The 23,500-nt window shown below is 45.7% G+C and carries 25 protein-coding genes; 21 read left to right on the top strand and 4 right to left on the bottom strand.

Going from position 1 to position 23,500, the window contains the following annotated elements; all coding sequences use genetic code 11:
• The first annotated feature begins 45 nt into the window (after positions 1-45).
• The 17 genes from G9F75_RS03515 to G9F75_RS03435 all read left to right on the top strand — a co-directional run bounded on the left by G9F75_RS03515 (position 46) and on the right by G9F75_RS03435 (position 16,894).
• Entirely contained in the window at positions 46-2,178 is a 2,133-nt protein-coding gene (locus G9F75_RS03515; protein ID WP_053284931.1) for an HD family phosphohydrolase, read from the top strand.
• Complete coding sequence (gene ybeY / locus G9F75_RS03510) at positions 2,179-2,652, top strand: rRNA maturation RNase YbeY (protein ID WP_003152973.1); 474 nt, start codon at positions 2,179-2,181, stop codon at positions 2,650-2,652.
• Positions 2,633-3,007: a diacylglycerol kinase family protein gene (locus G9F75_RS03505; protein ID WP_003152974.1), complete on the top strand. Its 375-nt coding sequence runs from the start codon at positions 2,633-2,635 to the stop codon at positions 3,005-3,007. The genes ybeY and G9F75_RS03505 overlap by 20 nt, the downstream gene beginning before the upstream one ends.
• Before the next feature lie 123 nt (positions 3,008-3,130).
• Positions 3,131-3,541, top strand: coding sequence for a cytidine deaminase (locus tag G9F75_RS03500; protein WP_003152976.1), 411 nt, complete (start codon positions 3,131-3,133; stop codon positions 3,539-3,541).
• On the top strand, positions 3,522-4,427 hold the full coding sequence (gene era / locus G9F75_RS03495; protein WP_007408285.1) for a GTPase Era: 906 nt from the start codon (positions 3,522-3,524) through the stop codon (positions 4,425-4,427). Before G9F75_RS03500 ends, era begins: the two co-directional genes overlap by 20 nt.
• 155 nt (positions 4,428-4,582) lie before the next feature.
• Positions 4,583-4,726 (top strand): YqzL family protein, encoded by a 144-nt coding sequence (locus G9F75_RS03490; RefSeq protein WP_007408286.1) that lies wholly within the window; start codon positions 4,583-4,585, stop codon positions 4,724-4,726.
• A 36-nt stretch (positions 4,727-4,762) separates the two neighbouring features.
• Complete coding sequence (gene recO / locus G9F75_RS03485) at positions 4,763-5,530, top strand: DNA repair protein RecO (protein WP_007408287.1); 768 nt, start codon at positions 4,763-4,765, stop codon at positions 5,528-5,530.
• Positions 5,531-5,831: 301 nt separating this feature from the next.
• Complete coding sequence (gene glyQ, locus G9F75_RS03480; RefSeq protein WP_003152984.1) at positions 5,832-6,719, top strand: glycine--tRNA ligase subunit alpha; 888 nt, start codon at positions 5,832-5,834, stop codon at positions 6,717-6,719.
• Positions 6,712-8,751, top strand: coding sequence for a glycine--tRNA ligase subunit beta (glyS, locus tag G9F75_RS03475; protein ID WP_100261897.1), 2,040 nt, complete (start codon positions 6,712-6,714; stop codon positions 8,749-8,751). Before glyQ ends, glyS begins: the two co-directional genes overlap by 8 nt.
• 100 nt (positions 8,752-8,851) lie before the next feature.
• On the top strand, positions 8,852-9,490 hold the full coding sequence (gene ccpN / locus G9F75_RS03470) for a transcriptional regulator CcpN (protein WP_003152989.1): 639 nt from the start codon (positions 8,852-8,854) through the stop codon (positions 9,488-9,490).
• A gap of 25 nt (positions 9,491-9,515) precedes the next feature.
• Positions 9,516-10,328, top strand: coding sequence for a pyruvate, water dikinase regulatory protein (locus G9F75_RS03465; RefSeq protein WP_003152991.1), 813 nt, complete (start codon positions 9,516-9,518; stop codon positions 10,326-10,328).
• Positions 10,329-10,583: 255 nt separating this feature from the next.
• Positions 10,584-11,090 carry a YaiI/YqxD family protein gene (locus G9F75_RS03460; RefSeq protein ID WP_014418404.1) on the top strand — a complete coding sequence of 169 codons (507 nt, stop codon included), beginning with the start codon at positions 10,584-10,586 and terminating at the stop codon, positions 11,088-11,090.
• Positions 11,091-11,111: 21 nt separating this feature from the next.
• Positions 11,112-12,923, top strand: a complete 1,812-nt coding sequence (gene dnaG, locus G9F75_RS03455) for a DNA primase (RefSeq protein ID WP_007408290.1) — start codon at positions 11,112-11,114, stop codon at positions 12,921-12,923.
• A 192-nt stretch (positions 12,924-13,115) separates the two neighbouring features.
• Positions 13,116-14,237, top strand: coding sequence for an RNA polymerase sigma factor RpoD (gene rpoD / locus G9F75_RS03450; RefSeq protein ID WP_003152998.1), 1,122 nt, complete (start codon positions 13,116-13,118; stop codon positions 14,235-14,237).
• A gap of 350 nt (positions 14,238-14,587) precedes the next feature.
• On the top strand, positions 14,588-14,950 hold the full coding sequence (gene cccA / locus G9F75_RS03445) for a cytochrome c550 (protein ID WP_003152999.1): 363 nt from the start codon (positions 14,588-14,590) through the stop codon (positions 14,948-14,950).
• A gap of 125 nt (positions 14,951-15,075) precedes the next feature.
• Positions 15,076-15,780 carry a tRNA (adenine(22)-N(1))-methyltransferase gene (locus tag G9F75_RS03440; protein WP_042893633.1) on the top strand — a complete coding sequence of 235 codons (705 nt, stop codon included), beginning with the start codon at positions 15,076-15,078 and terminating at the stop codon, positions 15,778-15,780.
• Positions 15,773-16,894 carry a Nif3-like dinuclear metal center hexameric protein gene (locus G9F75_RS03435; RefSeq protein WP_021494326.1) on the top strand — a complete coding sequence of 374 codons (1,122 nt, stop codon included), beginning with the start codon at positions 15,773-15,775 and terminating at the stop codon, positions 16,892-16,894. The genes G9F75_RS03440 and G9F75_RS03435 overlap by 8 nt, the downstream gene beginning before the upstream one ends.
• 20 nt (positions 16,895-16,914) lie before the next feature.
• Here G9F75_RS03435 and G9F75_RS03430 read toward each other — a convergent pair whose 3' ends face one another.
• Both G9F75_RS03430 and vrrA read right to left on the bottom strand, forming a co-directional pair.
• On the bottom strand, positions 16,915-17,859 hold the full coding sequence (locus G9F75_RS03430; protein ID WP_021494325.1) for a 4-hydroxy-3-methylbut-2-enyl diphosphate reductase: 945 nt from the start codon (positions 17,857-17,859) through the stop codon (positions 16,915-16,917).
• A gap of 122 nt (positions 17,860-17,981) precedes the next feature.
• Positions 17,982-18,677, bottom strand: coding sequence for a VrrA/YqfQ family protein (vrrA, locus tag G9F75_RS03425; RefSeq protein WP_021494324.1), 696 nt, complete (start codon positions 18,675-18,677; stop codon positions 17,982-17,984).
• A 165-nt stretch (positions 18,678-18,842) separates the two neighbouring features.
• Between vrrA and G9F75_RS03420 the strand changes: the two genes are divergently transcribed.
• Both G9F75_RS03420 and G9F75_RS03415 read left to right on the top strand, forming a co-directional pair.
• Positions 18,843-20,159: a DEAD/DEAH box helicase gene (locus G9F75_RS03420; protein WP_015417834.1), complete on the top strand. Its 1,317-nt coding sequence runs from the start codon at positions 18,843-18,845 to the stop codon at positions 20,157-20,159.
• Between the two features lie 10 nt (positions 20,160-20,169).
• Entirely contained in the window at positions 20,170-21,063 is an 894-nt protein-coding gene (locus G9F75_RS03415) for a deoxyribonuclease IV (RefSeq protein ID WP_014418398.1), read from the top strand.
• A 32-nt stretch (positions 21,064-21,095) separates the two neighbouring features.
• On the opposite strand, the gene G9F75_RS03410 is transcribed toward G9F75_RS03415, so the two are convergent.
• Complete coding sequence (locus G9F75_RS03410; protein ID WP_014418397.1) at positions 21,096-21,350, bottom strand: DUF2624 domain-containing protein; 255 nt, start codon at positions 21,348-21,350, stop codon at positions 21,096-21,098.
• 118 nt (positions 21,351-21,468) lie between these two features.
• Here G9F75_RS03410 and G9F75_RS03405 point away from each other — a divergent pair, with 118 nt between their 5' ends.
• Together G9F75_RS03405 and zur are read left to right on the top strand one after the other, a co-directional pair.
• Positions 21,469-22,350 carry a YitT family protein gene (locus tag G9F75_RS03405; protein ID WP_007408296.1) on the top strand — a complete coding sequence of 294 codons (882 nt, stop codon included), beginning with the start codon at positions 21,469-21,471 and terminating at the stop codon, positions 22,348-22,350.
• A 123-nt stretch (positions 22,351-22,473) separates the two neighbouring features.
• A complete protein-coding gene (gene zur, locus G9F75_RS03400; protein ID WP_003153018.1) occupies positions 22,474-22,884 on the top strand; it encodes a zinc uptake transcriptional repressor Zur in 411 nt (136 codons plus the stop codon).
• 31 nt (positions 22,885-22,915) lie between these two features.
• On the opposite strand, the gene G9F75_RS03395 is transcribed toward zur, so the two are convergent.
• Entirely contained in the window at positions 22,916-23,497 is a 582-nt protein-coding gene (locus tag G9F75_RS03395) for a nucleotidase (protein ID WP_014418396.1), read from the bottom strand.
• Positions 23,498-23,500: the final 3 nt, after the last annotated feature.

Raw genomic sequence — 23,500 nt, 5'->3', positions numbered from 1 at the left:
TTTTATATGATGTGTTCCTGATGTTTCAGGGAGGAGGTTCTTGTTTTGAAAAAGAAGGGAAAGGGCAAAAGCGCCCGAGAACGGTTCCGCAGTTTCAGACATGCCCGCTCAGCCCATGTGCTGCTGTACCTGCTGCTTTCAGCGATCATGTTTGGTTTGCTCTTTATTCATGTAAAACCTGAATCACTTAATTTGGATTTGTTTTCAGTCAGTGATAAGACGATTTACGCGCCCGCCACAGTGGAAGATCAGCAGGCGACGGAATCGAAAAAGCAGGCGGCCGAAGATGCGGTGGAAGATCAATACACTCTGAAAAAAGGCTATACCGACAACCGGCTTGACCTGATCACTTCCATTTTTGACAGCATCGGCGAAGTGAAAAAAGATGCGGAAAAAGATAAAAAGTCACCTTCGGAAAAATCACTGGTAAAATCGGTGAAAAACAAGCTGACACAGGATGTCAATGAATCCGTCTCGGAAGATGCCATTAAATCGCTTCTCCATGCAAACAATGAAGATTTCTCATTTGTGAGGGATTCCGTCATTACCGCGGTGAATACGGTGATGAGCAGTGAAATTCCTTCTGAAAAGCTTGCCGAAGCGAAGGATAAGGTCGCAAAAGAGCTGAAAAGCGCTTCTGTGCCGTCAAAATATTTAGCGGCTGCGACTGAAATCGGAAAATACGCGGTCATCCCGAATTACGTGTTTGATCCGAAAGCGACGGATGAAAAACGCCAGGAAGCGTCAGACAGCGTCCAGCCGGTACAGATCAAACAAGGACAGGTTCTCGTGGAAGAGAATGATCTGATCGACCGGGAAGTATACAGGAAGCTCGAACTGACGGGGCTTTTGAATAATTCCAACCTGTTAAAACCGATCAGCGGTCTCCTTCTGATGATCGGGCTGTTTATTGCCACGCTTGTCTACTATTTTGAGAAACAGCAGCAGGAGCTTAAGCTGAAAAATAAATCTCTTTTGCTGTTTTCTATCATTACAACGCTTATTCTCGTCATTATGGAAGTCGTCAGTCTCTTTCAGAAGATTGAATACACCAATATCGGCTATCTTGTGCCGATCGCTGCCGGCGCGATTTTAATCAGGCTGCTGCTCAATGAAAGGCTCGCCATTTTAGGAAGCATCATTCTGGCGATCTGCGGCAGTATGATGTTTAATCAGGGTGTGACGGGAACATTTAATTACGTCATCGGCATTTACTATTTAATCAGCAGCATTTCAGGCATTCTGTTTTTGGGAAAACATAATGCGAGATCAAAAATATTGCAGGCGGGACTGTTCGTCTCATTTATTAATATGATTATCGTGCTGTCGCTTTTATTAATACAAAATACGGCGCTGTCACCGGTTGAAATCGGAACGCTGATGCTGATGGGGGCCGTCTCGGGACTTGCTTCATCCGTTCTGATTATCGGTCTGATGCCGTTTTTTGAGACGGGATTCGGCATTCTTTCAACAATGAGGCTGATTGAACTGTCTAATCCGAATCATCCCCTGCTTCGAAAGATTTTAACGGAAACACCCGGTACATATCATCACAGCGTCATGGTGGCAAATCTGTCGGAAGCGGCTTGTGAAGCCGTAGGGGCAAACGGTCTTTTAGCACGGGTCGGAGCGTATTATCACGATCTCGGCAAAACGAAACGTCCGCAATATTTTATTGAAAATCAGATGAATATGGATAATCCGCATGACAAGCTGTCTCCGCAGCTCAGCAAAAATATCATTATCGCACATACGACAGACGGTGCGAATATGCTCAGAAGCTATAAGTTTCCGAAAGAGCTTGTGGATATCGCGGAGCAGCATCACGGAACGTCCCTTTTGAAATTCTTTTATTATAAAGCGAAAGAAAAGGGCGACCAGATTACTGAGAAAGAGTTCCGCTACCCGGGGCCGAAGCCGCAATCGAAAGAAGCGGCTATTATCTCAGTGGCCGACAGCGTTGAAGCCGCCGTCCGTTCCATGCATAATCCCAATCCCGAGCGGATCGAAAAACTGGTGCGGGGAATTATATCCGATAAGCTTCAGGACGGACAATTCTCAGAATGTGATCTCACGTTCCGAGAACTGGATACGATCGCAAAAACACTATGTGCGACTTTAAAAGGAATTTTCCACTCCCGGATTGAATATCCGGAGGCTACGAAGAAGGTGAAATAAATGGGTTTACTCATAGATATTGTTGATGAAACGAACAGCGTCTCAGCTGATGCGCTCCAAGAAGTGGAGAAGCTGCTCCAATTCGCGGCGGAAAAAGAAGGCGTTCAGGATCAGGCTGAAGTATCGGTCACGATTGTGACAAATGAAGAAATCAGAGAAATCAACAGAGACTACCGGGGAAAAGACACTCCGACTGACGTCATTTCGTTTGCGCTTGAAGAAGAAGGCGAGGACGAGGTTGAAATCGTAGGCGCCGACATGCCGCCTGTTTTAGGAGATATTATCATCAGCGCAGACAGAACGAAAGAGCAGGCGGAAGAGTACGGCCATTCGTTTATGAGAGAGCTCGGTTTTCTGGCCGTCCACGGCTTTTTGCATTTGCTTGGCTATGATCACATGACAAAAGAAGAAGAGGAAGAAATGTTTTCAAAGCAAAAGGATTTGCTGGATGAGTATGGACTCACGAGATCATAAAAACGAGTGGAGCAGGTTCCTGAAGAGCTTTGTCCATGCATGGAGGGGAATCTGGAAAACGGCGCGGTCAGAGCGGAATTTTCAATTTCATATTACCGCGGCCTGCGCCGTTATCGTTTGCGGTTTTCTCACCGGGCTGAGCACAGCCGAATGGGCCGTTGTTTTGGTGCTGATCGGAGGGATGCTTGCTTTGGAGCTTTTAAATACGGCGATAGAGCATGTTGTGGATTTAGTTACCGATCAGTATCACCCGCTCGCAAAAGCGGCAAAGGACGCGGCCGCCGGAGCCGTTTGCGTCTTTGCCGTGATATCGTGTATCATTGGTTTACTCATCTTCTTGCCGAAGATATGTTAGCAGAAGATTCTTACAATTATTTTACATTGCCAAAAATGGGCGTGAAAAACCAATCATAATTATGTAAAATAAAAGTGACAGCGGTATCATACAGGATAAAGGTAAGAGAGGAATTAAGTACACATGAACAGACAAGAATTGATTGCAGAAGCATTAAAAGCGCGGGACACAGCGTATGTGCCGTATTCAAATTTCAGAGTGGGAGCCGCTCTTCTTACCAAAGACGGAAAAGTGTACAGAGGCTGCAACATTGAAAATGCGGCATACAGCATGTGCAACTGTGCTGAACGCACGGCGATATTCAAAGCTGTTTCCGAGGGGGATACGGAATTTGCGATGCTCGCCGTGGCTGCGGATACTCCGGGACCGGTTTCGCCGTGCGGAGCCTGCAGACAAGTAATTTCCGAGCTGTGCTCAAAGGATATGCTTGTTATTCTGACCAACTTACAAGGACAAATAAAAGAAATGACTGCGGAAGAATTATTGCCGGGCGCATTTTCATCGGAGGATTTACATGACGAACGAAAGCTTTAAATCAGGATTTGTATCTATCATCGGAAGGCCGAATGTAGGAAAGTCTACCTTTTTAAACAGGGTCATCGGTCAAAAGATCGCCATCATGAGCGACAAACCCCAGACGACAAGAAATAAAGTCCAAGGGGTGCTGACAACCGGCACGTCGCAGACCATTTTTATTGATACACCGGGCATTCACAAACCAAAGCACAAGCTTGGCGACTTTATGATGAAAGTGGCCCAGAATACGCTGAAAGAAGTTGACTTGGTGTTATTTATGATTAACGCCGAAGAAGGGTACGGAAAAGGCGACGAGTTTATCATTGAAAAGCTCGGACAGACGTCCACGCCGGTCTTTCTGATCGTAAACAAAATTGATAAGATCCACCCCGACCAGCTGCTTCTTTTAATTGATGAGTACCGTACGCGCTATCCGTTTAAGGAAATCGTGCCGATCTCAGCTTTGGAAGGGAACAACGTCGAAACCCTTCTCGCGCAGATTGAAGCGTATTTACCGGAAGGGCCTCAGTTCTATCCGAGCGATCAGGTGACTGACCATCCCGAGCGGTTCATTATTTCTGAACTGATCAGGGAAAAGGTGCTCCATCTGACAAGGGAAGAAGTGCCGCACAGCATCGCTGTCGCTATCGAGTCCATTAAAGGGCAGGAAAACGGCTCTGTCCATGTCGCCGCCACGATTGTGGTCGAGCGGGATTCTCAAAAAGGCATCGTCATCGGCAAAAAAGGAGCGCTTCTGAAAGAAGTCGGCAAAAGAGCGCGGGCTGATATTGAAGCTCTTTTGGGCTCACGCGTTTACCTGGAATTATGGGTGAAGGTGCAGAAGGACTGGCGGAATAAAATGTCTCAGCTGCGTGATTTCGGCTTCAAAGAGGATGAATATTAATTCATCTAAGGCGCATGCCTGAGGTGTGAGATTACCTCACAGAAGCAGGGATTCGTTAGCAAAATTTGTTTAACATGAAAAGGAGGACATCAGGTCAAGATAAGGGTAAGAATTTGGATTGCAAAGCTAGTTTAATGATGAAAGGTGGGTTTTTTGTGTTGAATTTTACCTGGAACGTATTTTCTCAAACAGGAAGTGTTGATACGTACCTTCTTTTTAAAGAACTGGAAAAAGAGAACCTGGAAAGACCCGAAGAACCGGAAGATGAGCTAGCCCGAATTGATTTTCCAATTTTGTAAACCTCTTGGCCCCTCCCGTTGTTGGAAGGTGCGGAAATGCTGACTAAATGTGAAGGAATCGTGCTCCGTACGAATGACTACGGGGAGACGAATAAAATCGTGACATTGCTGACGAGGGAACACGGCAAAATCGGCGTCATGGCAAGGGGCGCCAGGAAGTCAGCCAGCCGGCTGTCAGCAGTCAGCCAGCCGTTTTTGTACGGGTCATTTTTAATGCAAAGAACATCCGGACTCGGCACGCTCCAGCAGGGTGAAATGATTCTCAGCATGAGAACGATCAGAGAAGATTTATTTTTGACGGCGTATGCCGCTTTTATCGCTGAACTCACTGACAAAGGAACGGAAGAGAAGAAACCGAACCCCTATTTATTCGAATTGATTCTCGAATCCTTTAAGAGGCTGAATGACGGGACTGACCCGGACGTGATCACCTTCATCGTGCAGATGAAAATGCTCGGCGTCATGGGGCTGTATCCGGAGCTGAATCATTGTGTCCACTGCAAAAGCGGGGAAGGGACGTTTCATTTTTCGATAAGAGATAACGGGTTTATCTGCCACCGCTGCTTTGAAAAGGATCCGTACAGAGTTCCGATTTCGCCGCAAACGGCAAGGCTGCTAAGGCTTTTTTATTACTTTGATATCGGAAGGCTCGGCAGCGTCTCGTTAAAACAGGAAACCAAAAACGAAATTAAACGGGTCATTGATCTGTATTACGAGGAATACTCAGGACTTTATTTAAAGTCAAAACGGTTTTTAGATCAGATGGAAAGCATGAAGAACCTTTTGGATGAAAACAAAAGTTGACATTCTGCCCATCTTTTTATATGATCATTTATTATAAAATATGTTGCAGTGACAGAAAGAAGTACTTGCGTCCAACTCATACAAGCGACCTTAGGGCAGTGTAAGCTAAGGATGAGCGCGCAACGAAAGGCATTCTCGAGCAACCCTTTAAAAAGAGGCTGAGTGATTCACATCCTCAGCAACTAGGGTGGAACCGCGGGAGAACTCTCGTCCCTATGTTTGCGGCCGGCAAGCATAGAGACGGGAGTTTTTTGGTTGCCGCCGCACTTGTAAAAGAATGGAGAAAGTGGAGGTGCTTGAAATGAACATTCAAGATATGATTTTAACCTTGCAGAAGCACTGGTCGAATGAAGGCTGTGTGCTCATGCAGTCGTATGATGTGGAGAAAGGCGCAGGCACAATGAGCCCGTATACATTTTTACGAAGCATCGGGCCGGAACCGTGGAGAGTGGCTTACGTTGAGCCGTCCAGACGGCCTGCGGACGGACGGTACGGTGAAAACCCGAACAGGCTCTATCAGCATCACCAATTCCAAGTCATTATCAAGCCGTCGCCTGATAACATTCAAGAGCTTTACCTTGATTCATTGCGTGCGCTCGGCATTGACCCGCTTGAACATGATATCCGTTTCGTAGAAGACAACTGGGAAAACCCGTCTTTAGGCTGTGCAGGTCTCGGCTGGGAAGTATGGCTTGACGGGATGGAAATTACTCAGTTTACATACTTCCAGCAGGTGGGCGGAATTGAATGTAAACCGGTATCCGTTGAGATCACATATGGTATTGAACGTCTCGCGTCATATATTCAGGATAAAGAAAACGTCTTTGATCTTGAATGGACGTCAGGATTTACTGTGAAAGATTTATTTATGATGGCTGAATATGAGCATTCCGTTTATACTTTTGAAACATCTGACGTGGATATGCTTTTCCATTTGTTCAGCACCTATGAAAAAGAAGCGATCAGACAAATGGATAACGGGCTCGTGCATCCGGCCTATGATTATGTGCTGAAATGCTCTCACACATTTAATCTGCTCGATGCAAAAGGCGCGATTTCGGTGACAGAGCGGACGGGTTATATCGGCCGTGTCCGCAACTTAGCGAGAAAAGTGGCAAAAACGTATTATGAAGAACGGGAAAAATTAGGGTTCCCAATGCTTAAAGAGGAGGGCTCTTCCCATGAGTAAACAAGACTTGCTTTTAGAGATCGGACTCGAGGAAATGCCGGCGCGGTTTTTACATGACAGCATGGTGCAGCTCGGTGAAAAGCTGACCGGCTGGCTGGCTGAAAAAAATATAGCCCACGGCGAAGTGAAACTTTTTAATACGCCGAGACGTCTGGCAGTATATATAAAAGACGTAGCAGAAAAACAGGCTGATATTCAGGAAGAAGCAAAAGGCCCTGCGAAAAAAATCGCTCTGGATGCTGACGGAAACTGGACAAAAGCCGCTATCGGATTTTCAAAAGGCCAAGGCGCCGGAGTGGATGACCTGTATATAAAAGATGTAAACGGCACGGAATATGTCTTCGTTCAAAAATTCCAGGCGGGACAAGAGACGAAGACACTTTTACCGCAGCTGGAAAATTTGATTGCCGGAATGCATTTTCCGAAAAACATGCGCTGGGGCACGCAGGATCTGCGCTATATCCGTCCGATCAAATGGATTGCCGCCCTCTTTGGAAAAGACGTCATTCCGTTTGAAATCACAAATGTCGAGACGGGCCGGAACACGCAGGGACACCGCTTTCTCGGCCAAGAAGTATCTGTTGATACGCCGGCATCATACGAAAAACTGCTGAAAGAACAAAGCGTCATTGCTGACCCGAAAGAACGCAAACAAATGATCCAAAGCCAGCTGGACGCGCTTGCGGCCGAGAAGAAATGGAACATTCCGATCGATGAGGACCTGCTGAACGAAGTCAACCATCTGGTGGAATACCCGACGGCGCTTTACGGATCTTTTGAATCCGAGTTTCTTTCTATCCCTGAAGAAGTGCTTGTGACAACAATGAAAGAGCATCAGCGCTACTTCCCGGTAAAAGATGAAAACGGGAATCTGCTGCCTCATTTTATTACGGTAAGAAACGGGAACAGCCATGCAATTGAAAATGTTGCCCGCGGAAACGAGAAAGTGCTGAGAGCAAGGCTTTCAGATGCTGCGTTCTTCTACAAAGAAGACCAAAAGCTGAACATTGATGAAAACGTGAAGAAACTGGAAAATATCGTTTTCCATGAAGAGCTCGGCTCCCTTGGAGATAAAGTAAGAAGAGTGGCCGCCATTGCGGGCAAACTTGCCGTCCGCCTGAAAGCGGATGAACAGACGCAAAAACTTGTGAAGCGCGCCGCAGAGATTTCTAAATTTGACCTGGTTACACATATGATCTATGAGTTCCCTGAGCTTCAAGGCGTAATGGGAGAAAAATATGCGCGCATGCTCGGTGAAGATGATGCCGTCGCTGCCGCTGTCAATGAGCACTATATGCCGAGAGCGGCCGGGGGAGAAGTGCCTTCAACCTTTACCGGCGCGGTCGTGGCGTTAGCTGATAAACTGGATACGATTGCTTCCTTCTTCAGCATTGACGTAATTCCGACAGGTTCTCAGGATCCGTACGGATTGCGCCGTCAGGCAAGCGGCATCGTTTCCATTCTGATCGACCGCAATTGGGACATTTCGTTTAAAGAGCTTCTGTCATTGACAGAAACGGAAAAAGAAAATGAGCTCCTCGATTTCTTTACACAGCGTCTGAAATACGTCTTAAACACTGAAGACATCCGTCATGACGTTATTGAAGCCGTTCTGGACAGCACAGAGCTTGAGCCGTATGCAGCCGTTCATAAGGCAAGAGTGCTTGAGAAGCACCTCGGCGCACCCGGCTTTAAAGAAACGGCTGAATCACTCGGCCGGGTTATCTCTATCAGCAAAAAAGGCGAGAGCCGGGATATCAAGCCGGATCTGTTTGAAAATGAACAGGAGGAAAAGCTGTTTGACGCTTATCAAAAAACAAAAGACAGTGTCGCGGAAAGCTTTGCCTCCAAAAACTATGAACAGGCGCTTGATGTGCTCAGCGGATTAAAGGAGCCGATTGAAGACTACTTTAATCACACGATGGTAAATGCGGACGATGAAGCATTAAAAACCAACCGTTTAGCGCAAATGACCGCTCTTGCAGATGTGATCAAGTCTTTTGCTAATATGAATCATCTTATTGTAAAATAAAGAAAAAGACGGTTGCTGTGTGATCGGCAATCGTCTTTTCCCCTTTTACATAAACATCACAGAATGAAAACATAGATAAAGAAACCCTTCCATAAAGGTGGTGAGTACGATCGAATTAAATAAACGGCAAGAACAAATTTTACAGATTGTAAAGGAAAACGGCCCGATTACCGGCGAGCATATCGCAGAACAGCTCAATTTAACGAGGGCCACGCTGCGGCCAGACTTGGCCATACTCACCATGTCAGGCTTCTTAGAGGCCCGTCCGCGGGTCGGTTATTTTTATACGGGGAAAACGGGAAATCAGCTGCTTGCGGATAAACTGAAAAAGCTGCAAGTGAAAGATTTTCAATCGATCCCTGTTGTCATCAATGAAAATGTCTCGGTATACGATGCCATCTGCACCATGTTTTTAGAAGATGTCGGCACGTTATTTGTCGTAGATCGTGATGCTGTCTTAGTCGGTGTGCTGTCACGCAAAGATTTGCTGCGGGCGAGCATCGGCCAGCAGGAACTTGCCTCAATACCGGTTCATATTATCATGACAAGAATGCCGAATATCGCCGTCTGCCGGCGTGATGATTATGTGATGGACATCGCCAAGTATTTAATTGAAAAACAGATCGATGCCCTGCCCGTTATTAAAGATACGGATAAAGGCTTTGAGGTCATCGGCCGGTTTACCAAAACGAATATGACTAAGATACTTGTCAGTTTATCAGAAAATGAAATCATATAAGCTTGAAAACTAACGGGGGGATAACATGGACAATCGCATCATTTATGTAGTATCAGACTCAGTCGGAGAAACCGCCGAACTCGTTGTAAAAGCCTCGCTCAGCCAGTTTAACGGCTCAGCCGATGATACGCATATCAGAAGAATACCTTATGTGGAAGATATCGGCACCATTAATGAAGTCGTGTCTCTCGCCAAAGCGGACGGCGGCATTATTTGTTTTACGCTCGTTGTTCCTGAAATGCGCAAATACCTGGTTGAACAAGCTGAAAAAGCGAATGTGCTGTATTACGATATTATCGGTCCGCTCATCGATAAAATGGAATCGGCTTACGGTCTGACCGCCAAATATGAACCGGGCCGCGTCCGCCAGCTTGATGAAGATTATTTCAAAAAGGTCGAGGCGATCGAGTTTGCCGTCAAATATGACGATGGCAGGGATCCAAGAGGCATTTTAAAAGCCGATATCATCCTGCTCGGAGTATCCAGAACGTCTAAAACCCCATTATCACAATATCTTGCCCATAAGCGTCTGAAAGTGGCCAATGTGCCGATCGTTCCTGAGGTCGATCCGCCGGAAGAACTGTTCAGCGTTGATCCGAAAAAATGCATCGGCTTAAAAATCAGCCCTGATAAACTGAACCATATACGTAAAGAACGGTTAAAATCTCTCGGCTTAAATGACAAAGCCATTTACGCCAATATCAACAGAATTAAAGAAGAGCTGGAGTATTTTGAGAAAATCGTGGACCGGATCGGCTGCCAAGTCGTTGACGTTTCGAATAAAGCGGTCGAGGAAACAGCGAACATCATTCATCATCTCAAAACAAAGGGCCGATAACTCAGGACGCTTTATCCTGGGTTTTTGGGTATGCAAATAGGGAATAAACAAAAAGGATGGCATCTTCGCGAAGTTTGTATTATAATAAAAAATTGTGATAAAATGTTTATTTTTAGGTTTAAGCTTCGTGTGATACGAATAAACTATTATGGGTAAGATGTCAAGAATAACTCCCGGAAATTTTTCGACAAAGCTCAAAATAGATCCGCAGTCATGGAGCATATGCGATTTCGCTTGTTTTTATGCAGGAGATTGATGGAGGGATGGAGAATTAGTCTTCTAAATGAAAAAGAAAAGACGATTTTTGTCGATGCAGACGCATGCCCCGTAAAAGAGGAAATAATGCTCATTGCATCGCAATTCAGCGTTCGGGTTATTTTCGTCGCATCATTTGAACACTACCAGCTTTCCAGAAGCAAAGACGAGAACTGGGTATACGTTGATCCTCATAAAGAAGCGGCGGATTTATATATCGCAAACCATGTGAGATCGGGAGACGTCGTAGTCACGCAGGATATCGGTTTAGCCTCTCTTTTGCTGAACAGAAATATTGCCGTCTTATCGGAAAGGGGCCGTTCTTATACTGAAGACACGATTGACTTCGCTCTGATGAGCCGTCATATGTCAGGCAAAATGAGAAGAAGCGGCATTCATTCCAAAGGACCTAAAAAATTAAATAAAGAAGATCGGAATCGATTTGTTACCCTGCTTAAAAAAATCCTGTCGAATGATGAAGGGATTTCAAATCAAAACATCGAATAATGTACGACGGAGTGTTATAAGATGGGAAACCGCATACCAGATGAAGTAGTTAATCAGGTGCAGCAGTCAGCAGACATTGTTGAAGTCATAGGTGATTATGTCCAATTGAAAAAGCAAGGCCGCAACTACTTTGGGCTCTGTCCGTTTCACGGGGAAAACACGCCCTCGTTTTCCGTCTCCAGCGATAAGCAGATCTTTCATTGCTTCGGATGCGGTGCGGGCGGGAACGTTTTCTCTTTCTTACGGCAGATGGAAGGCTATTCATTTACGGAAGCTGTTTCTCACCTTGCGGATAAATATCAGATTGATTTCCCTGATGATATAACGATTCACTCTGCATCCAGGCCGGAATCTTCCGGAGAGCAGAAGATGGCGGAAGCCCACGAGCTTCTGAAGAAATTTTACCATCATTTGCTAATAAATACAAAGGAAGGCCAGGAAGCGTTAGATTACCTTTTATCAAGGGGTTTTACGAAAGAGCTCATAGATGAGTTTGAAATCGGCTACGCGCTGGATTCCTGGGATTTCATGACGAAATTCTTGAAAAAGCGCGGTTTTGAGGAAGAACTGATGGAAAAAGCGGGTCTGCTGATCAGAAGGGAAGACGGCAGCGGGTATTTTGACCGTTTCAGAAACAGAATTATGTTTCCCATTCATGATCACCACGGAGCCGTGGCGGCTTTTTCAGGAAGGGCGCTCGGAAGCCAGCAGCCGAAATATATGAACAGCCCGGAAACGCCGCTGTTTCATAAATCCAAGCTTCTGTATAACTTTCATAAGGCGCGCCTGCCGATCAGGAAAGAGGAGAGAGCCGTTCTGTTTGAAGGCTTCGCTGACGTCATATCCGCCGTCAGCTCAGGCGTAAAAGAAAGTATCGCCACAATGGGGACGTCGCTCACCGAAGAACATGTGAAAATCCTCAGGAGAAATGTTCAGGAGGTCATTCTCTGTTACGATTCGGATAAAGCCGGGTACGAAGCTACGCTGAAAGCGGCCGGCCTGCTCCAGAAAGCCGATTGTAAGGTAAGAGTAAGCATGCTGCCTGACGGGCTTGATCCTGATGATTATATCAGAACCCGGGGCGGAGAAAAATTCCGGACCGATATCATTGATGCAAGCGTTACGGTCATGGCTTTTAAAATGCAATATTTCCGCAAAGGGAAAAACTTATCTGACGAAGGAGACCGGCTCGCTTACATGAAAGAAGTGCTGAAAGAAATCAGCGCTCTTTCCGGGTCGCTTGAGCAGGAAATGTATGTGAAGCAGCTCGCCTCGGAATTTTCTCTTTCGGTAGAATCTTTGACGGAACAGCTTTCCATCTACGCCAGACAAAACGCCCCCGGCGACAAAAACGCTGAACCGCAGACAAGACGGGCCCGGGTGACGACAAAAGCGAAACGGCGCCGTCTCCGTCCCGCCTATGAGAACGCGGAAAGACTTCTGCTCGCTCATATGCTGAGAGACCGAAACGTCATAAAGAAAGTGATTGAGCGTGTCGGCTTTGAATTTAACATTGACGGACATCGTGCGCTGGCAGCATACCTGTACGCTGTTTATGAAGAGGGTGCTGACATGACGCCGCAGCATCTTATGGCGAGAATGCAGGATGAGGAAATCAGCCAGCTGCTTTCAGATATAGGGATGCTCCAAGTAAACGAGGAGCTCTCAGAGGCCGAGTTATCCGATTACGTAAAAAAAGTGTTGGATCACCGAAAATGGTCAATGATAAAGGAAAAAGAAGCAGAAAGAGCGGATGCGGAGAGGCAGAAAGACTTCGTGAAAGCTGCGTCTCTGGCTCAAGAAATTGTTGCATTGAACCGATCATTAAAGTAACACCAAAAAGAGGCTTGCGTTCTGATTGGCAATGATTCCTTGCGGAGGAGCAAATAGATCGCTTAACCTCATCATGAATTGTCATTTATTATCCGCAGCCCTGCATGCTGAAAAAGAGAGAAGGCTTCCGGGTCGGATAAGAAACATACCGCTTTTAGAATTCGTTGCAAGCTTTGGAAGGAGGGATCCATAATGGCTGATAAACAAACCCACGAAACAGAAACAGAACTTACATTAGACCAGGTAAAAGAGCAGCTTACTGAAACTGGAAAAAAACGTGGCGTTTTAACATATGAAGAAATTGCTGAACGCATGTCCAGCTTTGAAATTGAATCAGACCAAATGGATGAGTATTATGAATTTTTAGGAGAACAAGGTGTTGAATTAATTAGTGAAAATGAAGAAACGGAAGATCCTAATATTCAACAGCTTGCCAAAGCCGAAGAAGAATTTGACCTTAATGACCTCAGCGTACCGCCTGGCGTAAAGATCAATGATCCAGTCCGCATGTACCTTAAGGAAATCGGACGGGTAAATCTTCTTTCTGCTAAAGAAGAAATCACCTACGCTCAAAAAATTGAAGAGGGTGACGAGGAATCTAAACGCAGACTGGCTGAAGCAAACCTTCGTTTAGTTGTCAGCATTGCTAAACGGTATGTCGGCCGCGGCATGCTTTTCTTAGACTTGATCCAAGAAGGAAACATGGGTCTCATGAAAGCCGTCGAGAAGTTTGACTACCGTAAAGGATATAAATTCAGTACGTATGCGACTTGGTGGATCAGACAGGCGATTACACGCGCCATCGCTGACCAGGCGAGAACAATCCGTATCCCGGTTCACATGGTGGAAACCATCAACAAATTAATCCGGGTGCAGCGTCAGCTTCTTCAGGATCTTGGCAGAGAGCCGACACCGGAAGAGATTGCTGAAGACATGGATCTTACGCCTGAAAAAGTCCGTGAAATATTAAAAATTGCTCAAGAGCCTGTTTCTTTAGAAACGCCGATCGGTGAAGAAGACGACTCACATCTCGGTGACTTCATCGAAGACCAGGAAGCGACATCTCCGTCGGATCATGCGGCATATGAGCTTTTAAAAGAACAGCTGGAAGATGTGCTGGATACGTTGACAGATCGTGAAGAAAACGTGCTGCGTCTCCGTTTCGGTCTGGATGACGGACGCACAAGAACTTTGGAAGAAGTCGGCAAAGTGTTTGGAGTAACGAGAGAGCGTATTCGCCAAATTGAAGCAAAAGCGCTTCGCAAATTGAGACATCCGAGCAGAAGCAAGCGTCTGAAGGATTTTCTCGAATAGAATGGAACGGGTCTTTTTGATCCGTTCTTTTTTATGTATAAGATATATGGATAATATACCTTTATTTTACTGGATAAGCATATGTTTTGCAAATGAGTTCGGAAAAAATGCGGCATGTCCTGAAAGGGGGAAAATGAGATAAGTTTATTTATATTCTTTATTGTAAGCGTATACAATTCATTATACAATAGAATAAAGATAATTTTGTGATAAACAAAACAGTTATTTTTGCTTTTTGTATAAATTGTGAAATCAATGAAATTGCTGAGCAAGACCATTTACTTTTTGTAAAAATAAGTTAGAATTAGAAGTGTTTACATAGGGGGAGAATGAAAAAGGGGGATGGAGATATGAAGTGGAATCCGCTGATTCCTTTTTTGCTCATTGCAGTGCTGGGAATAGGGCTGACTTTCTTTTTAGCTGTAAAAGGCAACGGAGATGCGCATCAGATCGCAAGCGGCGGTGAAAGCAAAAATGCCGAGAAGGAAACTGCAAACGCTTCACCTGAAGAGATTTATAAAGCGAACTGCATCACCTGTCACGGGGAAAACTATGAAGGTGTGTCAGGGCCGAACTTAAAAGGCGTCGGCAAAAGAAAAGATGTCGCTGAGATTAAAACAAAAATTGAAAAAGGCGGCAACGGGATGCCCGCGGGCCTTGTGCCGGCCGAAAAGCTGGATGACATGGCAAAATGGGTTTCTGACATTAAATAAAGCTTTACCGGTCCCTATATAAAAGACATATGAAAAACTCTATCCGCCGCTTGGATTCCGGGCGGTTTTTTTATATGATAGTAAAGGAAAAAGAACCTGAGAAAAGTTGTGATATTGTGAATGAAATGAAGTTATCTAAAAGATTGCAGTCTGTGGCGGAATATATCCCTCCGGGTGCCCTGGTTGCTGATATCGGGTCGGACCACGCGTATCTTCCTTGCTATGCCGTTTTGAATCATTTGGCAAGCCGGGCAATCGCCGGTGAAATTACAGACGGGCCGTTTCTATCCGCCAAACAGCAGGTGGAAAAACTGGACTTAAGCACTCTTATCTCCGTAAGGAAAGGTGACGGGCTGAGCGTCCTTGAAAAAGGAGAAGCCGGCGCCATTACAATCGCGGGCATGGGCGGAGCACTGATCGCTCATATTTTGGAGTCGGGAAAAACGAAATTGACGGGGCGTGAACGGCTGATTCTGCAGCCGAATATTCATGCCGTTCATATAAGAGAGTGGCTGTATCAGGAAGGCTATGAACTGCTTGATGAAGTGATTCTCGAAGAAGACGGAAAGTGTTATGAAATCCTCGTTGCGGAAACTGGCGACCGTGATACGCCTTATCGGGACGTGCCGATGGCTGCCGGAATGCTTGCGGGTCCGTTTTTATTAAAAGAGAGGAATGAAGTGTTTCTTCGGAAATGGAGCCAGGAACTTAAGCATACTGAACAAATTTATGAACAGATCAGCCGCAGCGCAAAGCATGAAAATCATGAAAAATTAGCTGAATTGAAAGAGCGGATCTCTCTGTTGAAGGAGGTAATCGGACATGCCTAAACATGTAAACGGACAGGAAATCATCCAGCTGTTTGAACAATTTTCACCGAAGGCTTTTGCGGTGGAAGGAGATAAAATCGGCCTGCAGATCGGTACATTGAATAAGCCGGTGAAAAATGTCATGGTGACATTGGATGTTCTGGAACAAACGGTAGATGAAGCCATTGAGAAAAAAGTTGACTTAATTATCGCCCACCACCCGCCGATTTTTCGGCCGCTTAAACAGATCACCACTGATCAGCCTGGCGGAAGACTGATTGAGAAATGTATAAAGCATGATATTGCCGTATATGCGGCTCATACGAATCTTGATGTGGCGGACGGCGGTGTGAACGATCTGCTTGCCGAAGCTCTTGGCCTGACAGAGACAGAGGTGCTCGTCCCGACATATTCGGACCCGTTGAAAAAGCTTGCCGTATATGTTCCGAAAGACTATGAAGAAGCTGTAAGAACTGCACTTGGCAACGCCGGAGCGGGACATATCGGCAATTACAGCCATTGCGCGTTCTCCTCTGAGGGAATCGGCAGCTTTAAGCCGCTGGACGGGGCAGAACCGTTTATCGGACAGACGGGAGAACTGGAGCTCGTCCATGAAGTGAGACTTGAGACCGTTTTTCCGGCAAGTATGGAGAAAACCGTCGTAAAAGCGCTGAAAAAAAGCCATCCGTATGAAGAAGTGGCATATGATATTTATCCGGTGGAGCAGTCTCCGCTTGAAAAAGGGCTCGGCCGCATCGGAAAACTTCAGCAAGACATGACGCTTGAAGAGTTTGCGCTGTTTGTGAAAGAAAAGTTTGACGTTAACGGAGTCCGGATGGTCGGAGAGCGAAACAGCAAGGTGAAAAAAGTCGCGGTTCTTGGCGGTGACGGAAATAAATATATTTATCAGGCAAAGCGGAAAGGTGCAGATGTTTACGTGACGGGCGATCTTTATTTCCATGTAGCGCATGATGCGATGATGATGGGACTAAACGTTGTGGACCCGGGGCATTATGCTGAAAAGATCATGAGAAAAGGCACGGCTGAGAAGCTTACGGCAATGGCCGGAGAGAAAAACTATGATGTGCGCATTTTCGCTTCCGAAACAGATACAAACCCATTTACCTTCTTATAAAAAAACTGAGGCCTAGGGCCTCAGTTTTTTATTTTTACTTTCGGAAGGATTTTTTTAAGCGGCACACTGTGTTCAAGCTGCCATGTCGATTCATCGTTGTGGTCAAACTGCTCTAAAAAGCGGATGACTTCCTTTGTAATCGGTGTCGGTGTTGATGCGCCTGCGGTAACGGCGACGGTATTGACGTCTTTCAGCCATTCGAGCTTCAGTTCACTGATGTCTCCGATTCGGTAGGCTTTTGTTCCGGCGATTTCTTCTGACACTTGCGCCAGTCTGTTGGAGTTATTGCTTTTCGGATCGCCGACAACAATGGTTAAGTCCGCTTTCTTTGCCTGCTCTGAGACAGCTTCTTGACGAACCTGTGTAGCCAGGCAGATTTCCTGATGATATTCCACGTGCGGGTACTTTTCTTGAACTGATTCCATAATATCATGGACGTCCCACTGGGACATGGTCGTTTGGTTTGTAACGATTAATTTCTCAGCCTGAATATCGAGGTTTCTCACGTCTTCCTCTGTTTCAACGAGATGAACGATTTCAGGAGCGACGCCGACGGCTCCCTCAGGCTCGGGGTGGCCTTTTTTACCGATGTATATGACGTGATAGCCTTCAGCTTTTACTTTTCGGATTAAGTCATGTGTTTTCGTGACGTCCGGGCATGTGGCGTCAATCGTAACAAGCCCTTTTTCCTCAGCGGCTTTTCTTACTTCGGGAGATACCCCGTGAGCCGTGAAAATAACGGTTCCTTTTTCCACCTGCTTTAAAATCTCCAGACGGTTTGTGCCGTCAAGCGTGTAAATGCCGTCTTCCTCAAACGCATCTGTGACATGCTTATTATGAACAATCATTCCGAGTATATATATAGGTCTTGGCAGTGTTTTATCGAGTGACGCGTTTTTGGCTATGACCATGGCATCAACAACGCCGTAACAGTAGCCGCGCGGCGATATTTTGATAACGTCCAATGTAGATGTCCTCCTATCAAAAGTGAGTGTAGAGGCAATATAAAAAGCCGTAGTTAAACGGCTCAAATCTTGCATTCTTCTGATCTCATTATAGCTAATCTTTCGTGAGATATCAAAGAATGTTAAATATATAATTTCGGCTTTGATCTGCCCGATGTTCTTTTTGGAAGCGGCTGTTCCGCTGAGTCCGCCTGTGCGGCGTCTTTTTCTTTTGAAGCGGATGCTTTTTCGGACGTCTTCTTTGATGTTTTGGATGAGGCGTCTGATTTGTTTTCATCTTCTGTTTCATCTGTTTTTTCAGCTTCATCCTTTTTGTCCTGTTCGTCTGTTTCTTTTGTCTCGTCAGATTCATTCTCGTCATCACTGCTGCTTAATTGGCTGTAAAGCTTCATCATGGCGGGCAGACTCCGTACTAAAGGACCGTACTGCTGGATCATCGGCGTAACCTGCTGCGCCACGCCGAGCACCTTCTGAACGTTGCCGAGCATGCTCGACAGGGATGCCGGACTTGCCAGGTTCTGTATTCCCTGCAGTCCTGCACCTGCTCCTCCGCTGGCCGCCGCCGGTGCCGACGCGGCAGCGCTTCCTCCTCCTGAACCGGGTAAAAAACGGGAAAGCATCCCTTTTAAGCCCCCTCCGCCGCCCGTGCCTGCGTTTCTCAGGCCCGCTCCGGCCATCTGCTGCTGAGGGAAAAGCTGCCGGCCCTGCTGCATCAGCTGCCGGCCCGGCAATGACGGTCTTCCTCCCATCATCATACGCGGATTCATAAACGGCCGGCCCTGCTGCGCCATATTTCTCATCGGCTGCTGTGGAAACATACTTGTACCTCCTTTCTGTCTCTCTGCTATTACAATATGCATCGGAGGGGGCATTTGCTTTTCTGTCTCGAAAACAGGATTCCCCCAAGACATGGTGTTTTTAAGTAAAATCGGTTATAATGTGATGATGGACACAGAATGTGCCGCTTTAAGGAGCTGGGAAAAATGAAAGAAACTAAATTTGATGGATACAACTTAAAACCGTTTATTATAGATGCAGTTCACCGCCTTGGTTTTTATGAACCGACAGATATTCAAAAGCGTCTGATACCTGCCGTACTGAAAAACGAAAGCGTGATCGGGCAGTCCCAGACGGGGACGGGGAAAACCCACGCCTATTTATTGCCAATTTTGAATCGGATTGATCCGGGTTCTGATACGGTACAGGCTGTTATCACGGCGCCGACGAGAGAGCTTGCCAATCAGATTCATCAGGAAGCGCTCAAAATCACACAGGGTGCGGAAGATGAGCCGATCCGGACAAAATGCTTCATCGGCGGGACGGACAAGCAAAAATCAATTGATAAGCTGAAAACACAGCCTCATCTCGTCGTCGGAACGCCGGGCCGGATCGCGGATCTGATTAAGGCGCAGGCATTGAACGTCTATAAAGCGCAGTCTCTCGTCATTGACGAAGCTGATCTGATGCTTGACATGGGTTTTTTAGAAGACGTTGATTACATCGGATCGCGTATGCCGGAAGAACTTCAGATGCTTGTGTTCTCAGCTACGATTCCGGAAAAGCTGAAGCCGTTTTTGAAAAAGTATATGGAAAATCCGAAGTACGCGCATGTTGAGCCGAAAAGAATCACAGCCGAAAAGATTGAACATGTTTTGGTTCCTTCTAAACAGCGTGATAAAGACAAACTGCTTTTTGATATGATGTCTCATCTGAACCCTTATCTGGGCATTGTGTTTGCAAATACGAAAAACACGGCTGACCATATTGCGAAATACCTGACTGAAAAGGGTATGAGGATCGGTCTTCTGCACGGGGGATTAACGCCGCGTGAGCGTAAGAAGGTAATGAAGCAGATTAATGATCTGGAATTCACTTATGTCATTGCGACAGACCTTGCGGCAAGAGGAATTGACATTAAAGGCGTAAGCCACGTCATCAACTATGAGCTTCCGGACGATCTGGATTTTTATGTTCACCGTGTCGGAAGAACCGCACGCGCCGGTTCATCAGGCCAAGCACTGACCATTTATGAGCTTTCTGACGAAGATGCGCTCGTAAGACTCGAAAAGATGGGTATTGTGTTTGACTATGCGGAGCTTGTAAACGGCGAATGGAAGAAAGGCGATGACCGCCACCGCCGCAAAAAACGCAAAAAATCGGAGAATGAGGCCGACCAAATGGCGAAGCGCCTCGTGAAAAAACCGAAAAAAGTGAAGCCGGGCTATAAAAAGAAAATGGGCTACGAAATGGAAAAGATAAAAAGAAAGCAGAGAAGAAACAAATCTAACAAAGGAAAGTAGGGGAATCGGGTTGCTGAAAATAGGTTCACACGTCTCAATGAGCGGAAAACATATGCTCCTTGCCGCAAGCAAGGAAGCTGTTTCGTACGGGGCGAATACATTTATGATCTATACGGGCGCTCCCCAAAACACGCGCCGCAAAAAAATTGAAGACTTGAATATTGAAGCGGGCCGCGCCCATATGAAGGAAAACGGCATCGACGAGATTGTCGTGCATGCGCCGTACATCATTAACATCGGAAATACGACAAATCCGGCAACGTTTGAGCTGGGCGTTGATTTTCTGCGTTCTGAAATTGAAAGAACGGCAGCGATCGGCGCGAAACAGATCGTGCTTCATCCAGGAGCGCATGTCGGAGCCGGGGCTGAGACGGGCATCAAAAAAATCATTGAAGGTTTAAACGAAGTGATTGTTCCCGGTCAAAACGTGCAGATTGCGCTGGAGACAATGGCGGGCAAAGGATCAGAATGCGGGAGAAGCTTTGAAGAGCTGGCCGAAATCATTGCGGGAGTCACGCATAATGAACATCTATCCGTCTGCTTTGACACTTGTCACACCCATGACGCCGGGTATGATGTCGCTAATGATTTTGACGGTGTTCTTAACGAGTTTGATAAAATCGTCGGCATCGATCGGATAAAAGTCCTTCATGTTAACGACAGTAAAAATATCAAAGGCGCCCGGAAAGACCGCCATGAAAATATCGGGTTCGGAGAGATCGGTTTTGACGCTCTGCAGTACATCGTTCATCACGAGCAGCTTGCCGATATTCCGAAAATCCTCGAAACACCGTATGTAGGCGAAGACAAGAAAAATAAGAAGCCGCCGTACCGTTTTGAAATCGAAATGCTGAAAGAAAAACAGTTTGATAAGGAGCTTCTCGAAAAAATATCAGCTCAATAAGAAAGAAAGGAGGGGCGGGTGTCCCTCCTTTCTTACCCTGAGAATTGATTGAAAAGTTCGTCAACTTTCCGCGCCGTTTCTTTTGAGGTTATCGTTTCCACTTTTTTCAGCAGGCGCAGCCGCTCCTGATCATCAAAAATATTGATGTTTTTTCCGTGCATCAGAGCCGCTACCTCAGCCGCTTGACTCCTCGTAATGCTGATTCCGTATTGCTTGGAATATTTCAGCAGATCGTCCGCAGTGACTTGATTGAGCCGCTGCAAAATAATTCTTTGTATTAAAATCATCGATACTTTCACCTCTTTAGACATAATGTATTGAGCAGATCATTAAAATGTTACAGCTTTTAATGGTAAAATAAAGTTGCTTACTGTTTAAAATAGTTATTATAGGAAAGGAGATTTTATGACCCCAAATAAACAGCATAAAAGAGAATCATTTTTACACTTTATCTTCAGGGTCATTATGATTCTGATCGGGGCGGGTTCAGCCGCCGTAAGTATTGAATTGTTTCTGGTCCCTAATAATTTTATCGACGGAGGCATTATCGGTGTTTCATTAATTTTAGACCACCTCTTTATGTCCAATCCCCTCCTCAATTTTGCCTTATTCGTTGTGTTACTCAACATTCCATTTATGATTTTCGGATATAAATATATCGGAAAAACATTTCTCATCTCTACTGTTATCGGAATCGTCGGTTTAGCGCTGATTGAATCCTCATTGCACCATGTGGAGGCCATTACGACCCAGCCTATTTTGGCGACGGTATTCGGGGGGCTTTTGCTCGGTTTCGGGGTAGGCCTTGTCATCCGAAACGGAGGCTCGATGGACGGTACTGAAATCCTCGGTATCCTTCTCACGAAAAAGCTGCCCTTTTCAGTCGGGGAATTCGTTATGCTCATCAATGTGTTTATTTTCATTTGGGCCGGTTTTGTGTTCGGTCCGGAGCAGGCAATGTATTCTTTCATGACCTATTATATTGCCATGAAAACGATTGACGCCGTCATCCAGGGGCTTGATGAAACAAAAGCGGTCATTATTGTTGCAGAGCAATATGCTGAGATCTCAGATGCTATATTGCACCGGCTTGGACGGGGAACCACCAAGCTTCAGGGAAAAGGCGGATATACGGATGAAACCAAAGAAGTCATTTACGCGGTCGTGACAAGGCTTGAAGTGACTAAATTGAAATCCATTGTGTTTGAAATTGATAAAAACGCCTTTATTACGATCATGAATACCCATGAAACGAGGGGCGGTAAGTTCAAAACCGCGATTCACTAGGCTTTCATTTACTTTTCATCATTTTATAGGTATAATTTGATACATCATAAGAAAATGGCCTGCTGTTCAGACAGCTGCCATTTTCTTTTTGGAGCGATACCGTGTTGTAAAGGGGAGGTCCTCATGAACGTACAAGAAGCGTTGAACCTGCTGAAAGAAAAAGGGTATAAATATACGAGTAAGCGAGAAGACATGCTGCAGCTTTTTGCTGATTCTGATAAATATCTGACCGCCAAAAACGTGCTTGCCGCATTAAATGACGACTATCCGGGTCTGAGCTTTGATACCATATACAGAAATCTTTCGTTATATGAAGAACTCGGCATTTTGGAAACGACGGAGCTTTCCGGAGAAAAACTGTTCCGTTTTACATGCTCTTATACCCATCATCATCACCATTTTATCTGTTTAACCTGCGGGAAAACGAAGGAAATTGAGTCCTGTCCGATGGATAAGCTGCACGATGATTTGGAAGGGTATGAAATCAGCGGCCATAAGTTTGAAATTTACGGCACCTGTCCGGCGTGCCGATAAAAAACCTCCTGCTTATACAGGAGGTTTTTTTTCAGCTTTTCACATGCTGAAAGCTATGTTTGTTTTTATTAATCCAGGCGACGGCTTCAAGCCAATTCTGCACCCTGATAATATTGGAATCGATGGGGAGCTGATTATATGGGGAGTTAAAAAGGATAACCGGAATGCCTGTTTCTTTTGCGATCATTGTCGCATTGCCGTGGTGATCTTCGAAAAATAAATCAATGCCGTGTTTTTTGACGGCTTCCACTTTGTGATGGCCTCCGACAAGCTCAATGTGATCGTAATGAATGTCCCGGTTTGCAAACCAGTCCAGCGTAACATCTTCTAAGTGGCCGCGTCTTGCCGTAATGTAGATCAGACGGTGCTCTTCTTTCAGTCCGTCCAGTGCCTGCTTGGCAAAATCCGCGAGCTTCGCTTCTTTATATATGGCTGCTTCATGAACGTTCATCCATTCCCAAAATTCCTCGTCTGTAATGTTCAAAAGCTTCGTCAGATCATAATCAGTCATATCATCCAAGGTAATGGAAAGATGAAATGAGCGGTTTAAATAAGGGACAAATGTATCCTGTGCCGTAACTGTGCCGTCAATATCTATACCTAACCGTAACATGTC

This window comes from Bacillus sp. EKM208B, from assembly GCF_011800725.1.
Classification (GTDB): Bacteria; Bacillota; Bacilli; order Bacillales; family Bacillaceae; genus Bacillus; species Bacillus velezensis.
This window is presented reverse-complemented; position numbering and strand designations above follow the sequence as displayed.